14 protein-coding genes are annotated in these 15,705 nt (G+C 53.3%); 1 reads left to right on the forward strand and 13 read right to left on the reverse strand.

All coding sequences use genetic code 11. The features are described from left to right. Window positions 1–93 precede the first annotated feature (93 nt). On the reverse strand, window positions 94–465 hold the full coding sequence (locus MKX64_RS23665; protein WP_341037664.1) for a LysM peptidoglycan-binding domain-containing protein: 372 nt from the start codon (window positions 463–465) through the stop codon (window positions 94–96). Between the two features lie 178 nt (window positions 466–643). Here MKX64_RS23665 and lexA point away from each other — a divergent pair, with 178 nt between their 5' ends. After that, the gene (gene lexA, locus MKX64_RS23670) at window positions 644–1,270 is read left to right on the forward strand and encodes a transcriptional repressor LexA (protein WP_095263651.1); all 627 of its coding nucleotides are present in this window, start codon (window positions 644–646) and stop codon (window positions 1,268–1,270) included. 313 nt (window positions 1,271–1,583) lie between these two features. Here lexA and glnA read toward each other — a convergent pair whose 3' ends face one another. The 12 genes from glnA to mutL form a co-directional block, all read right to left on the reverse strand. Further along, window positions 1,584–2,912 (reverse strand): type I glutamate--ammonia ligase, encoded by a 1,329-nt coding sequence (glnA, locus tag MKX64_RS23675; protein ID WP_330163958.1) that lies wholly within the window; start codon window positions 2,910–2,912, stop codon window positions 1,584–1,586. A 54-nt stretch (window positions 2,913–2,966) separates the two neighbouring features. After that, window positions 2,967–3,377, reverse strand: a complete 411-nt coding sequence (locus MKX64_RS23680) for a MerR family transcriptional regulator (protein WP_095263649.1) — start codon at window positions 3,375–3,377, stop codon at window positions 2,967–2,969. Window positions 3,378–3,459: 82 nt separating this feature from the next. After that, window positions 3,460–4,713 carry a methionine gamma-lyase family protein gene (locus MKX64_RS23685; protein WP_155617825.1) on the reverse strand — a complete coding sequence of 418 codons (1,254 nt, stop codon included), beginning with the start codon at window positions 4,711–4,713 and terminating at the stop codon, window positions 3,460–3,462. Window positions 4,714–4,811: 98 nt separating this feature from the next. Then, entirely contained in the window at window positions 4,812–6,098 is a 1,287-nt protein-coding gene (gene hflX, locus MKX64_RS23690; protein ID WP_155617826.1) for a GTPase HflX, read from the reverse strand. A gap of 166 nt (window positions 6,099–6,264) precedes the next feature. After that, window positions 6,265–7,248: an AAA family ATPase gene (locus MKX64_RS23695; RefSeq protein ID WP_095263646.1), complete on the reverse strand. Its 984-nt coding sequence runs from the start codon at window positions 7,246–7,248 to the stop codon at window positions 6,265–6,267. Between the two features lie 80 nt (window positions 7,249–7,328). Beyond that, window positions 7,329–7,877: a YdcF family protein gene (locus MKX64_RS23700; RefSeq protein ID WP_413773598.1), complete on the reverse strand. Its 549-nt coding sequence runs from the start codon at window positions 7,875–7,877 to the stop codon at window positions 7,329–7,331. A gap of 134 nt (window positions 7,878–8,011) precedes the next feature. After that, complete coding sequence (locus tag MKX64_RS23705) at window positions 8,012–8,569, reverse strand: DUF402 domain-containing protein (RefSeq protein ID WP_095398506.1); 558 nt, start codon at window positions 8,567–8,569, stop codon at window positions 8,012–8,014. 187 nt (window positions 8,570–8,756) lie between these two features. Then, entirely contained in the window at window positions 8,757–11,402 is a 2,646-nt protein-coding gene (locus MKX64_RS23710) for a transglycosylase domain-containing protein (RefSeq protein ID WP_155617827.1), read from the reverse strand. 193 nt (window positions 11,403–11,595) lie between these two features. Further along, window positions 11,596–11,835, reverse strand: a complete 240-nt coding sequence (gene hfq, locus MKX64_RS23715) for an RNA chaperone Hfq (RefSeq protein ID WP_095263642.1) — start codon at window positions 11,833–11,835, stop codon at window positions 11,596–11,598. Window positions 11,836–11,854: 19 nt separating this feature from the next. Beyond that, the gene (gene miaA / locus MKX64_RS23720) at window positions 11,855–12,835 is read right to left on the reverse strand and encodes a tRNA (adenosine(37)-N6)-dimethylallyltransferase MiaA (protein ID WP_095263641.1); all 981 of its coding nucleotides are present in this window, start codon (window positions 12,833–12,835) and stop codon (window positions 11,855–11,857) included. Further along, window positions 12,825–13,604: a class I SAM-dependent methyltransferase gene (locus tag MKX64_RS23725; protein ID WP_095263640.1), complete on the reverse strand. Its 780-nt coding sequence runs from the start codon at window positions 13,602–13,604 to the stop codon at window positions 12,825–12,827. Before MKX64_RS23725 ends, miaA begins: the two co-directional genes overlap by 11 nt. Before the next feature lie 18 nt (window positions 13,605–13,622). Further along, the gene (mutL, locus tag MKX64_RS23730) at window positions 13,623–15,644 is read right to left on the reverse strand and encodes a DNA mismatch repair endonuclease MutL (protein WP_095263639.1); all 2,022 of its coding nucleotides are present in this window, start codon (window positions 15,642–15,644) and stop codon (window positions 13,623–13,625) included. Between the last annotated feature and the right edge of the window lie 61 nt (window positions 15,645–15,705).

Consider the following 15,705-nt stretch of genomic DNA (forward strand, 5'->3'; position numbering starts at 1 on the left):
CAGCGTGTACTGATGAATCCCCCGTCTCGATCACAACAAGGATATCATCTCTCTAATCGACAAGGAGCAACCAAATAAAACAGGTCACGAGCCTTACCATACAGGCAGCTTCAACACTTCCCCTGCTTGAATCTCCGTCCCCTTCAGCCCATTGTAACGCCGTATATGTTCAAGATACACACGTGTATCTGTATTCTTCGGTTTCTGACTAGAAGCGATGCTCCACAGTGAGTCTCCAGGTTGGACAATAAACTCGACCGCTTGAACCGGCTTGTCCGCGCCGCCCGCAAACACCGTATAAGCGCCTGTCCATCCCGATACAATAATAAAAAGAAGCAAAACGATCTTGATCGCCGGAATCGTCGACATATGCTGTCTTGCGCGCTTCATCCATCTCTCTGCTACGCTCTCCTGCTGTGCAGGAACCGTATCATAAATGCTCCGGTATGTACTGTATCTCAACATGAAAACATCATCTCCCCAAACAGGTGTTCTCTTATGCTCTTAATATAACACGAACACCTGTTTGATTCAATAGGTTCAAGGAACATTTGTTCTATTATTTTTTTAGAACTTATGTTTGTACGAACGGAGGTTCTATGTTATAATTTTACCAAACGTTACTAAGTGGGGTTGATACGGCATGTCGAAAATATCCAGCCGCCAACTGGCGATACTAGAGTTTATCCGCAATGAGGTTCGCAGCAAAGGTTACCCTCCATCCGTCCGGGAAATCGGGGAAGCTGTCGGACTGGCTTCCAGTTCTACCGTTCACGGGCATCTGGACCGCCTGGAGAAGAAGGGCTTAATCCGCCGTGACCCGACGAAACCAAGAGCAATCGAGCTGCTGGGGCAAGAGGAATCCGAGACCAGCCATATGTTCACCCATACGATCGCCAGAGTTCCTGTTGTCGGGAAAGTAACCGCAGGTGTGCCGATCACGGCTACCGAGAACATTGAAGACTACTTCCCTCTCCCTCAGCATTATGTAGGTGATGATAAAGTGTTCATGCTGTCGGTTGTCGGGGACAGTATGATTGATGCAGGCATCTATAATGGTGACTATGTCATCGTCCGGCAGCAGCAGACCGCTGATAACGGAGACATCGTCGTAGCGATGACCGAGGACGATGAAGCGACTGTTAAGACCTTCTACAAAGAAAAGGATCACATTCGCCTCCAACCGGAGAATCCAACCTATGAGCCGCTGCGCCTGAATCATGTTACCATTCTTGGCAAGGTCATTGGACTGTTCAGAGACGTACACTGATTTAATCGAAAGCCACTGAACATGAAATCGAGGCTGCTTCCCGCTAACCTGCGGGGAACAGCCTCGTTTTTTTGTACTGCTAAATAAAATTGTTCATCGCCAAGCCCCGGCATCCATTTCCCACGTTTCTTCCTTCTTAACTTTTCGTCCCTTTCTCTAGCATGCTTGTTTGGTTAGGAATTGGCCGGCCCTTGCCCCGTTTCAGCGACGACCCATCGGATACTGTCCGGCTCGCCAACCATTTGCTAATCCGTCTAGCCATACAAAAACCCCTTGCACCAGACGGCGCAAGGGGTTTGGGCACATGTTGAAATTAATACATCGTAATGTACTGATCGCGTTCCCATTGATGTACTTGGGTACGGTACATATCCCATTCAATCTCTTTCAGCTCATAGAAGTAAGCCAGTGCGTGATCGCCCAGCGCTTCAGAAATCACTTCGCTGCGGATCAGCTCGCTCAGCGCTTCCTTCAGGCTTGCAGGCAAGCTAGGGATGCCTTCTTCAATGCGCTCTTCTTCGGTCATCACATAGATGTTCCGGTCGATCGGAGCCGGAAGCGACAGCTCGCGCTTAATGCCGTCCAGTCCAGCTCTCAGCATAACAGCCAAAGCCAGGTAAGGGTTCGCAGCCGGATCTGGGTTGCGCACCTCAATCCGAGTGCTCAGGCCACGGGATGCCGGAATCCGGATCATCGGACTGCGGTTACTCGCGGACCAGGCAACGTAGCAAGGCGCTTCATATCCAGGAACCAGACGCTTGTAAGAGTTGACCGTCGGGTTCGTGATCGCTGCAAAAGCACGCGCATGCTTCAGAATTCCCGCCATGTAATAACGCGCTGTTGCACTCAGGCCGAGCGGATCATTCACATCGACAAAGGCGTTCTGGTCGCCTTTAAATAGAGACAAGTTGCAGTGCATGCCCGATCCGTTCATTCCGAACAGCGGTTTAGGCATGAACGTTGCAATCAGACCATGCTTGCGAGCAATCGTCTTAACAACGAGTTTGAATGTTTGGATCTGGTCTGCCGCTTTGATGGCATCCGCATATTTAAAGTCAATTTCGTGTTGGCCAGGAGCTACCTCATGGTGGGACGCCTCGATCTCAAAGCCCATCTCTTCCAGTGTCAGCACGATATCGCGACGGCAGTTCTCGCCAAGGTCCGTAGGAGCCAGGTCGAAGTATCCGCCTTGGTCATTCAACTCGGTGGTCGGATTGCCCTTCTCGTCGGTCTTGAACAGGAAGAATTCCGGTTCCGGTCCCACGTTCATCGAAGTGAAACCCATCTCCTCCGCTTCCTTCAGGCATCTCTTCAGAATTCCGCGAGGATCGCCTGCAAACGGCGTTCCGTCCGGCATGTACACGTCACAGATCAGACGCGCTACACGAACTTCCGACACCCAAGGGAAGATCATCCATGTATCCAGGTCCGGATACAGGTACATATCCGATTCCTCGATCCGCACGTAGCCTTCGATGGACGAACCGTCAAACATCATTTTATTGTCAAGCGCTTTAGGCAGCTGGCTAATCGGAATCTCAACGTTCTTGATCGTTCCCAGCAAATCGGTAAATTGCAAACGGATAAACCGAACATTTTCCTCTTTGGCAATGCGCAAAATGTCCTCTTTAGTGTAGCTCACTGTATCCTCTCCCTTATAAAAATGACAATTTTACTACCCATAAGCATCGAATCCTTATTTATTAAAGAACCGGGATAGCTCACCTTGAATCAACGAAACCTGACCCGGCCGCTTGCCTGTAACCAATTCCTGCTTGAGCAAACGGCGTAGCTGGGACTCTGACATCTCACGGCGTTTATTCTCAGTATCTGCCGTAATGACAGTAGCCTCCTCCGACTCTTTCGTTACAGGATTCATTACCTGCTTGATCCCGGCGATATTGACACCCTTCTCGATTAAAGCCTTAATCTCCAGCAGGCGCTCAACATCATTAAAGGAAAACAGGCGTTGGTTGCCCGAAGTACGGGCAGGGACAATCAAGTTGTGCTGTTCATAATAACGAATTTGTCTGGCGGATAGATCCGTTAGCTTCATTACGATGCCGATTGGAAATAGCGCCATATTCCTGCGAATCTCATCACCCATATCTCATCAACCTTCCAAGTGGTCTATTCTGATCTTATTGTACATTTCCTAATCAGACACGTCAACCACATGTAAGCTTAACTCACAGAAGTTTATAATCTTTCATACTCTGAAGTGCCATAAGTACCCCATATTTAACATGGGAATACGTTAAACCTCCCTGCATATAGCCGATATACGGAGCTCTGATCGGGGCATCGGCAGACAGCTCGAGGCTTCCGCCCTGAATGAATGTTCCAGCTGCCATAATAACCGGATGCTCGTAACCCGGCATATCCCATGGTTCCGGAACGACATGACTGTCGACCGCAGCCGCCTTCTGAATGCCCTGGACAAATGAGATCAGCTGATCTGCACTGGCAAATGAGACAGCTTGAATGAGATCCGTCCGCGATTCCTGCCAACTTGGCTTCGTCTGAAATCCCACCTCCTCAAACATCGCCGCAGCAAAAATACTTCCTTTAATAGCTTGTCCAACCGTGGACGGAGCCATAAACAACCCCTGATAGATGCCTCGGGTCGTCCCGAGCATCGCTCCAACCTCGCGCCCGATACCCGGCGCTGTCAGACGATAGGCCGCCTGATCCACATAACGTGCCTTGCCGCAAATATAACCGCCGGTCTCGGCCAGCCCGCCCCCCGGATTTTTAATAAGCGAGCCCGCCATCAGGTCAACACCGACTTGGGTAGGCTCCAATTCCTCGGTAAACTCCCCATAGCAATTGTCCACAAACACGATCAGATCGGAACGGATCGCCCGAATACGCTCTACCATTTCGCCGATCTGTTGAACGGTAAAGGAAGCCCGCCAGTCATATCCGCGAGAACGCTGAATCCCGATCACCTTCGTAGCCGGGGTGACCGCTGCCTCAACAGCCTCCCAATCCACTTCTCCATCCGCTGTTAGCGCAACTTCGCCATAACCGATGCCAAAGTCACGCAGCGATCCCGTTCCATCTCCAGGTTGTCCGATCACCTTGTGCAGGGTGTCGTAAGGACGCCCCGTAATGTAGATCAGCTCATCGCCGGGCCTTAGCACCCCGAACAGCGCGGTGGATATCGTATGCGTTCCCGACGCAAAATGAGGACGCACCAGAGCCGATTCGGCCCCGAATACGTCCGCGTATACTTCATCCAGCACTTCGCGGCCACGGTCATTATAAGCATAACCCGTGGAACCGGAAAAATGAAAATCGCTGACCTGACGGCGCTGAAACGCCTCGATCACCTTCCATTGATTCGTATCTACGATGTGATCGATCTCCCGCACTTTCCCGGCGATCTTCTCTTCTACAGTGCGGCCCAGTTGCAATAATTCCTCCGAAAATGTTGCCATAACCAGCTGTTCTCTCCCCCGTCAACACGTGAAATAATAATGAATGCCGCCCTGCTCCTAAGCTTCCGCCAGCAGGGCGGCTTGATGCTTACAATCCCTTACTTCTCGATAAAATCTTCAAGCAGATAACCGGATTTCTCGTAATCCGCTGTATTGATCCGCACTTCATAGATCAGGTCATTCTCGTCGAATGACTGTTCCAGCACGTCCCCGACACGATAGACGACAGCATGCAGGTCACCGCGGTCAGCCGGAATCCGGAACCTGACATTGCCTCCGGACAGCCGGTCCTGAATCACTTCCCGGACCGTATTCAGATCGGCTTCATCATAAGCGCTAATCTTCAAGTATCCATCCCCCGATGGCAGCATCTCCAGCTGTTCAGGTTGGCACGCATCCTTTTTGTTAAACAGAACGATCTGCGGCTTCTCGGCCGCGCCAAGATCCTCCAGAATCGACTGCACAACGTCCATTTGAGATTCCCGCATCGTCGAGGATGCATCCACCACATGCAGAATCAGATCCGCTTCATTAGCCTCCTCCAGCGTCGCCCGAAAAGCTGCGATCAGGTCATGCGGCAGATTTTGAATGAAACCGACGGTATCGGTCAGCACAACTTCTTTGCCGCTCGGCAGCTCAAGCACTCTCGATGTCGGATCCAGCGTCGCAAACAGCTGATTCTCCACATAAACGTCCGATGCGGTTAACCGGTTGAGCAGTGTAGACTTGCCTGCATTCGTGTAACCAACGAGCGCGACCTGAATCGCACCGCTCTTTTTCCGGCGCTCCCGGTGCAGCTTGCGATGGCGAGTCACCTCGTCAAGCTGACGCTTCAAATCGCTGATCCGGTCCCGGATATGCCGACGATCGGTCTCCAGCTTGCTCTCACCAGGTCCCCGCGTCCCGATGCCTCCACCGAGACGTGATAGATTCTTCCCGTGACCTGACAGTCTTGGAAGCAAATAGGTGAGCTGTGCCAGCTCGACCTGGATAATCCCTTCCCGTGTTTTGGCCCGCTGTGCGAAAATATCCAAAATCAACTGCGTGCGGTCGATTATCTTCACATCAAGCGCTTCCTCCAGGTTGCGGACCTGGGCGCCGGAGAGCTCCTGATCAAAGATCGCCGTGGATGCGCCCAGGCCGTCGATCGCCATGCGCAGCTCTTCCACTTTGCCTTTACCGATAAACCATTTGGAATCCGGGGTCTCCCGGTTTTGAGTAATCACATCAAGCACTTCCACGCCTGCCGTCTCGGCAAGCTGCACAAGCTCCAGAAGAGACTCCTCGGGATCAATGCCCGAACGCTTCACACTATCGGTCACCAAACTGACCAGAATTGCTTTATCCTCAAGCGCTGATACGGTGTCATGTGTCTTGTTTGCCATGTATCCTGCTCCTTTTTGCCTGTAAAGTCTCTTGTAACATACCAAACCGCGGGCGCGGTTATGAATCAGCTCTCTTCTCCCTTGCAAGCTTGCAAGAGAGCCGTTGTTGCACAGAGCGGCACGCGGTATGGCGGTAAGTTTATTATCAACGCTGAATGGTCATAAATCATGGTATTTTTCCGTTAAACCTGAAGTCTTCCGGCCTGAGTGTCATCAGTTCCAGCTTACCCGGATTCCCGGTCACGTACTGATTCAGCAAGCGCACCGATTGATTTCGGATGGATTTCTCGATTAGATTGCGGACGTAGCGGGCATTGCTGAACGAATGACTCCCGTTCTCCCGTTCGTTCTGCAAATGTTCTTTCAGCTTGACGAGCGACTGCGGCATCAGAATATAATCCCGCTCCTTCGCCATCAGTTCTGAAATTTGGATCAGCTGGTCCAGATTGTAATCCGGAAAATCCATCTGAATCGGAAACCTGGAATGAAGCCCGGGGTTCGTGCTCATAAAAAAATCAATCTCTTCACTATACCCCGCCAAAATCAAAATAAATTGATTCTTATGGTCCTCCATCGCCTTTACAAGCGTGTCAATCGCTTCCTTGCCAAAATCTTTCTCCCCGCCTCTTGCCAGGCTGTAAGCCTCATCAATAAACAGGATTCCCCCCAGCGCCTTTTTTACCAAATCCCTTGTTTTTTGCGCTGTATGCCCGATATATTCGCCGACCAGATCGGCTCGTTCCACCTCGACCAGATGGCCCTTGCTGAGCACGCCCATCTTCTGAAACAGTTTGGCAACGATGCGCGCCACCGTTGTTTTGCCCGTGCCGGGATTCCCCTTGAAAATCATATGGAATACATGTCCGTCGCTGATGAGCCCGGCATCTGAGCGCATGCGGGCAATCTGAAGCAAAGCGTAAATTTCAAATACCAGCTCTTTAATCTGCTCCAGACCAACCAATTGGTCCAGTTCCTTCTGAATGTCCTGGAATAGACTGTGCTGTGAAACGGCGTTCGGGGAAGGAGCCGGTTCGCGCTCGGGAGCCGTGCTGCTGATCAGCGGCGGTTCGCTGCTGCGGAGCACGACATTGATCTGTCTCGATGGCCGTCCTTCAGACCGGCCGCCAGCGGCCGTTGCACGCCCGTTCATTGCTCTCACCTCTTTATCCAAAGGGCTGACTATCTATTCCAATGTATTCTATTGACAGCCTGCATATTAGAAGTTTCGCCTTATCGCCAGCCTAGCGCCAGAAGCGCTCTGTCCATCTTCCATTTGGTATAAGCAAGAACCTCTCTCGACTTATGCTTGGCCATCGGCAGGACGGTAGATTCCGTCAAGGATATCGTAGGCTCCTCATACCCCAACACACGAGCAATCTCCATCGCCCTTGACCCGTGGTAGTCATGGGTCATAATCAGAGCTGTTACCCAGCCCTGCTCCTGCATGATCTGTTGGCTGAACAGCAGATTTTCATATGTGCTTGTCGCTTCATTTTCAAGATAGATCCGCTCTTCAGGCACCCCAGCCTGCACGAGATAGTTGCGCATCCCTTCCGCCTCCGTATACTTCATACCCGGGGCATCCAGACCGCCGCTGACGATGAAACTCTCAAACCGCCCCTGGCGGTATTCCTCCAGAGCATGCTCCAGTCTCTCGCGCAAACCCGGGCTCGGCTCTTCTCCCCACATGGAAGCGCCCAGTATGATGCCGACATCGGCCTGCTCCGCTGGCGCACTAACCGCGCTTTCGATTTTCCATACGATGTAACCTGTCCACATGGCGCCCAGCAGCAGGAGGCCAATGCCGACGAATACAAGCCTGCGCCCAAGCCGGCTTCGTCCCTGGCGCCTCTTCCGCTTCTGCCCTTTCTGGATCGCGGCGGTCATGCGCCTCAGATACACATCCTGTTCCATCATTTCTTCCTCCTAAATTCCCCGTTATGAAACAGCCGATTGCGATGTTTAAGAGACATCATGAAATACGGGAATTCATGCGCATCAATCGCCCGCAGCAGCTTGCGCGCCGTCGCCTTCGCCAATTGATAATCGTCGCGGGTGATATCATTTCGCTGCAGCGCTTCCTCCAATTCATCTTCATCCAGCAGGAACACCTCACCGTTGCTGACGACAACGACATCAAGGTACAGATCATCAAACCAGGGAACCCCTTGATCGGTCACGCCTTGTTTCTTGCATATATCGATGTACCACTGGATAATATTCCGTTTGTCATCAAACATGGCGGTCACAATATAATGACTGTCCTTCGGATAGTACTGAAGCCAGGAGTAACCTTTATCCGCTATGCGGTATGTATGGCTGCCGTAAGTTTTCCATAAAGGTTCCTTCAGTCCATATATGGTATATAAAGTGAGATATCCTGTGAATTGCTCACATTCCACATAACGGGAAGTGAAGTGCCGACGGGTGATTCGGCGCCAATTTGCCCGATCTCCGAATTTACGTTTCATGGAACTTTTCCTCCCCATATCGTATTCTCAGCTTACCACATTTGGATTGTACACTCAAAATCCGTCATTTACTCAACCGCATCAGGCCAACCGCAAGCCCTTTCTATAAATTCCTTCCTTCGCAGGCTGGCTATGAACCGAAAAAAACGCGAGCCAGAGGGGGGACACCCCGCTGCTCGCGCTTCATTCATGGATTGTCGGTCGGTTCGGTTGGCTGTTCCGGTGTCACTACCGTTCCGGGTACCGTCTCCACTTCCGGCTCCGATACGCTGTCACCAGTGTCTTCACCGGTATTGGAGTCGCCCCCGTTCTCAGAGCCGTCTGGGGATCCTCCGGCCCCGTCTCCGGCACCTGGACCATTGCTGCCGGGACCGTTCCCCTGACCTGGACCACTGCCATTGCCGCCGTTTCCATTGCCACGGCCCGGCCCTTGGTTCTGATCCGGGCTGCCTCCTTGACCTTGGTCGCCCTGATTTCCAGGATTATCGATCATGCCCGGATCTTCAATCCCGCCGGTCCCGTCGTCCGGGATGTCAGGATCGATGATCTCCTCCGAATCCGGTTCTTCCGGGTCCTCCGGCGGCAGTTCGCCGGCAGCGACAATCTGCACGATGTTGGAACGCTCGGACTCGGTATCTGTAGCTGGATCATAGGCCGTCACATAATACTCGTATGTCAGGCCTTCCAATGCGCTCATATCATCCATAGAGGTTCCGCTCACATCCAGAATCCGTCTGTATTCAGCCTCTGACGTTTCCTTGCGATAGACGCGGTACATAATACCGTTTCCTTCAACCGGGTTCCAGCTCAGCTTGACGCTGAGGCTCTGCTCATCATACGAGCCCGTCAGACCGGTTACTGCGGCGAGCTCATGGTTTTGCTCCGGTGGAGGCGTTTCGGCTTCCATGCTCGGGAATGATTTCGCTTCATAACCCTGCACCGCCTTCTCCATAATCTTACCCCACATCGCCGCGGACATCGAACTGCTTCGCTTCAGCAGATGCTGGCGATCGGGCTGATCATAACCCATCCATATTGCTGCCGTCAGCTCCGGCGTATATCCGACGAACCACACGTCACGGTTCGAGCTGATGCCTTCATAACCACTCTGCGTGGTGCCTGTTTTACCGGCTACCGGCCTGCTGATTCGGGCATTGCGTCCAGTACCGTCCTGAACGACGCGCTGCATCATTTCCGTCATCTGAATCGCTGTTGATTCGCTCATGACGCGTTCGGCGTTGCGTCCCTTGTTCTCGTAAATGATTTTGCCTTTGCTGTCTTTAATCTGCTTAATGGCAAACGCTTCGTTCAGCTGGCCTCCATTGGCAAACGCACTGAACGCCTGGGCCATCTCAAACGTATTGGTGCCTGTACTCATCCCGCCAAGGGCAAGCGACAGGTTCATATCCTTTTCGGTCATTTGAATGCCGAGCTTCTGAGCAAAATTAACGCCGGTTTTCACACCGATATGATTCAGCAGCCACACCGCCGGAATGTTCTCCGAGTTCTGGATCGCATCCGACATACTGATCGTCTCGGAATAACCGTGTAGGTTTCTCGGACAATAGTTGCCGAAGCACTGCTGCTTGTTGCTCAGCCTGGAATCCTTGCTGAACTCTCCGCTCTCCAGCGCCGGCGCGTAAGAAACGATCGGCTTCAGGGAAGAGCCAGGCTGACGGCGGCTGTCCGTCGCCCGGTTGAATCCGCCCCGCATATAGTCTCGGCCGCCGGAAATCGCCACAATGCCGCCGGTTTCCTGGTTGATGATAACCATGGAGCCCTGCACGGGCTGATCATCCGGGCTTTCCTCAAAGTTCGCCGGATTGTTGAACTCATCTTCGACCGCACGCTGTGCGTTCATATCCATCGTTGTATAGATTTGATAGCCGCCAACGTTCAGATCATCCTCGGTTAAGTTCAGCTTCTCCTCCGCTTCTTCCATCACATAATCGATAAAGGCGGTGTAATGCTGCTTGCTTTCAGGCGGCTTGTACGTATAGTCCACCTTCTTCGCTTCCTCCGCCTCTTCCTGCGAGATGTAGCCCTGCTGCGCCATCAGCGTCAGCACAACCGCACGCCGCTCCTTGGAAAGGTCCGGGTTTTTGAGCGGATTGTAGCGGGAAGGCCCCTTCGGCATAGCCGCCAGTGTCGCCATTTCCCATAGCTCCAGATCATCCAGATTGGATTTGCCAAAATAGCGAATGGAGGCCGCTTTAATGCCATAATACGGACCCCCGAAGTTGATCCGATTCAAATACATCTCCAAAATTTCTTCTTTGGTATGATTCCGCTCAAGCGCCAAGGCGATCGACATCTCCGTCGCTTTCCGGAAGAATGTCTTGTCACGCGTGAGGAATATGTTTTTCGCCAGCTGCTGGGTGATCGTGCTGCCGCCCTCGACCATCGAGCGGGCCATAATATCCTTTACGGCCGCCCGTCCGATCGCCCAGATGTCCACCCCGTTATGCTCAATGAAGCGTTTGTCCTCTGTTGCGATAAACGCCGCCACCAGCAATTCGGGAATATCTTCATATTTAACCGGGTCGCTCTTCTGAATGGACAGTTCGCCCATAAGGACACCGTTGCGGTCATATACTTTGGAAGTTCCGTAAGCCGTCAATTTATCCTGATTTTGCTCCAGCAGCTTCTCGCCGCTGATCATGATGAACAAATAGCCGGCCAGCGCACAAAATATTGCAAATACAGCTGTGAAGAACAAAGCCCATGCAATGCGCTTCCCTCTGCCTTTTTTCTTTTTGGCTGTTTTTTTGCCAGCTGCGGGTGTTGGTTTATTTTTCTTTACCCTGGACATCTCGTTATCTTTTCCAGCCATTTGTCCCCCTCCTTGCTCCCTTGCGGGATATACTAGAACCTGTTCGCATCAGATGACGTCGGAACGAAAAGAACAACCTTTTCAGGTTGCTCTCTGCACTCCTTATACAACTAAACGAATTATAGACGAAAAAGTTTCAAATGCTTTTGTAACCGTATGTTTCGGACCCAGGGAATCAATCAGCAGATCGGGTTTATTCTTCGCTGCTGTTATCCTGCATCAGGGAAACATTGCGCTGCGGCATGAACGTGGAGATGGCATGCTTGTACACCATTTGCTGACGGCCATCGCTGTCGATCACGATCGTAAAGTTATCAAATGCCTTGATCGTTCCACGGATTTGAAAACCGTTTGTCAGGTATACCGTGGCCGGAATGTTCTCTTTGCGCAGTTGGTTCAAGAACGTATCTTGGATGTTAATGGACTTGTTCATTAGCCGTACCCCCAATGGATCAATTAGATTGTTTTGAAGTATATTCAAGATTTGAGCCGAACTTTCCTGCTATTATAGCACGGATTTTTTCATAATTAGCCGAAAAATTTGCCGGGTTCGATACATCCACCCATTCGATGTCCTTCATATGCCTGAACCATGACAGCTGGCGTTTTGCAAATCGGCGCGTATCCCGCTTGAGCAGCTCGACCGCATCTTCATAGCTGCATTGTCCTTGAAGATACGAAACGATCTCCTTATATCCGAGTCCCTGCATGGACACGAGGCTCGGTCCAAAGCCTCTGCCAAGCAGGAACGCCACCTCGTCAACGAGTCCCTCGCCCAGCATCTGATCGATACGTTCTTCAATACGTTTATATAGCATTTGCCTATCCATTGTCAAACCGATAAGGCATAGTTGATAGGGAGATTCCTTCTTTTGGGACGCCAATTGGGCTGACAGCGGGACACCTGTCAAATGATATACTTCCAGCGCCCGCACGACCCGCCGCAAGTCATTCGGATGAAGCTTTCCGGCCATCTCCGGATCAATTTGATGCAGCCGCTGATGCAGCGCTTCGGCCCCGTGCTCCTCCGCATAGCGGAGCTGCTCCTGCCGGAACGCCTCGTCGGCGCCCCCTTCCGAGAACCGGAAGCCGTAGCAGACGGATTCAATGTACAGCCCGGTGCCGCCCACAATGAACGGCAGGCGTCCCCGGTCTCCTACTTCCTGGATGATGCGGGTCGCCTGCTCCTGAAATTCGGCCGCCGAATAGGCATGTTCCGGATCATGAATATCAATCAGATGGTGGGGGATCCCCTCCATCTCATCCGGCTTGATTTTGGCGGTTCCGATATCCATCCCCCGATACACCTGCATCGAATCTCCGGATATGATCTCGCAGCCGAATGCCTTGGCGATTTCGATGCTCATTCTCGTCTTTCCGACCGCTGTCGGGCCGATCAGCACGAGCAATTTCGGTTTACTGTCAACTGTCAATGGAAATCACTCCGTACGTTATTTTCGATGTTCCCCGCTCCGGGACCGCAAAGCCCAGCCGCTCAAACTCCCCGCTGAATCTCGATTCCTTCATCACCACGGATTTTCTCGCTACCCGGACCGCTTCCCTGACACTGTCAGCATCCAGCGGCTCCCCATTGGCGTACAGCCGGAGCGGATGGATCGCAGCGGAATCCGTGAGCGGCTCGCGAAACATCGGGTCAAAATAGACGATATCCACGCTGCGGTCTGGCAAAGCGCGCAAATAGTCGAGATGATGCCCGTGCCTGACCTCAATACGCCGCATCGCGTCATCGCTGGCCTCCAGCTGGCTCTCATAGCAGCGCAGCCCCTCCTTGAGCAGCGCATACAGCGGCAGGGAGCTTTCCAGCGCGACGACCCGGCCACGAGGCCCGCTCTTGACCGAGAATACAAGCGAGTCTGAGCCGAGACCGGCCGTACAATCGATGACCGAGTCGCCTTCCTCCATCCCTGCTGCTTCCAGCATCGGGTCCGGGATGCCTTTCAGCACCCGCTTCAGTCGAATAAACCCCATGCTGGGATGAAACTCCATCACCGCACCGTCCGGCCCGCTGAGCCGGACATTGCCGCTCAGCACGACCAGAACGGTATCGTCCCCGGCTTTGGCAGCCAGCTTACGAACCGACATGCCGCAGCGCCGGACGTACCGGCAACCGGTTTCCCTGGCGAGCTGCCGTGCGCGCTCCACAATGTCAGGCGCCTCGGCTTCTCCAGTAGTTATAATCATGATACTCCTCCTTGCCGTCTACATAACACGCTTGAACATTTTCTCCAGATCGTAGGCGGAAAAGGAGACGATAATCGGTCGCCCGTGCGGGCAGGTATACGGCTGACGGCAGGCAGCGAGCCGCTCGATCAGCTTCATTGCTTCCTGCTCGGTCAGCTTCTGATTGGCCTTGATCGACGCCTTGCAGGAGCAGAGAATGGACGATTTCTCCCGCAGCTTCGCAACATCAATATTGCGCTCGCTCAACACCCATTCCGCCATTTCCTCAATCAGCTCCTTCTCATCGCCTTGAGGGAACCAGAACGGATGGGATCTGACCAGAAACGTCTGCCCGCCAAAAAACTCCAGATAAACGCCCGCCTGTTCAAACCAGTGCAGCCGCTCCTTCAGCTTCTCCGCTTCAGCTGGCGTAAACTCCAGCGTTATCGGCAGCAGCAGCTCCTGCGAAGCATCCGCCGGATTGCCAAACTTCTCGTAATAAAACTCGTAGTTGATCCGTTCATGTGCGGCATGCTGATCGATCAGATACAGGCCGCTGTCATTTTGGGCCACGATATAGGTCCCGTGGTGCTGCCCGATATAGGATAGCTCGGGAAACGCCGGTATTTCCGGCGTCGGTCCGGCTGCGCTCTGCAGCCATTCCCGGGTCACAGCAGCCACATTAGGGCTGCCAGCGGATGCAGGAGCCTTCCGGTAATCCGACTGATAACTGGAGGCTGCTGCCGTCTCTCTCATTTGCGCAGACGAGGCGGATGACCCTTGCCCTGCACGATAGGCCTGCCCATCCTGTGGCGGCCTTGTCGCGGCGCCTTGGGCGCTGCCGGCGGCGAATCCGCCTCCCCACGGCTCCGAAGGGAGCGATGCAGCGTCCCGGTCTACCCGCGCAGACGCGTTCCCGGATGACGGCGGCGAGGCTGGTGCATCCATCTCCCTTGTGTCCCGCTCAGGGGAAGCAGAAGGCGATGTCTGTCCTGGCGCAAACCGCAGCTGTTCCTGAATATACCCGCCGTCTCCCTTGCCAATCTGCTGTTTGGCCGGTCGCGGAATCAGCACCTCCTGCTGGTGCGCTCCCCGGATCTCTTCCTCGACAAACGAGTACAGCTCCGGCTCCTTGCTGAACCGGACCTCCAGCTTCGATGGATGGACGTTGACATCCACCAGCGACGGATGCATCGTCAGCTGCAGGACGGCAAGCGGAAAGCGGTTGATCGGCAGCAAGGTGTGATACCCTCTCAGAATGGCCTGGAACAGGCCATAATTCCGGATGTACCTGCCGTTGACGATGAGCGACATCCCGTTGCGGTTGGCACGCGTAAAGTCCGGACGGCTGACGTAGCCGCTCAACGTGTAGTCCATATTCTCCGCTTGCACCGCAACCATCGCCTTGGCCGCCTGGGTACCGTACACCGCCGCGATGACCTGCAGCACATCGCCATTGCCCAGCGTCTGCAGCAATGTATTGCCATTATGGCGAAGCGTGAAGGCGATATCGGGCCTGGACAGTGCCAGCCGGTACATGTAATCCGAGATGTGACCCAGTTCGGTCTGGATGGTCTTCATATATTTAAGCCTTGCCGGGGTATTGTAAAACAATTCCCTAACCAGAAAATCCGTTCCTCTTGTTGCAGCCGTCTCCTCATTCACCCGCAGATGGCCGCCCTCGATCTCAATCTTTCGTCCTTGCCCATCGCCCGTGCTGGAAGTAATAAGGCGCACCTTCGATACGGCGGCGATGGACGGCAGCGCTTCGCCGCGAAATCCGAGGCTCGTGATCCGGAACAGATCGCGCCCTTCAACAATTTTGCTGGTGGCATGCCGGTAAAATGCCGTCTCGCAATCCTCCGGATCGATTCCCGAGCCGTTATCGGTGACACGTATGCTGGCAAGACCGCCTTCTTCCACCGCTACATCGATTCTCGTGCTGCCGGCGTCAATCGCATTTTCGACCAGCTCCTTCACGACCGATGCCGGCCGCTCCACCACTTCACCCGCAGCAATCTGGTTGGCGATATGCTCGTCCAGCACATGTATTTTTCCCATGGTTCCACCTCCGTTACGGTAACGATCATCTATGATTCTTATGAATAAACGGCAAATCCGT

This window comes from Paenibacillus sp. FSL M8-0334 (assembly GCF_038000405.1).
In the GTDB taxonomy this organism is placed as follows: domain Bacteria; phylum Bacillota; class Bacilli; order Paenibacillales; family Paenibacillaceae; genus Paenibacillus_AQ; species Paenibacillus_AQ campinasensis.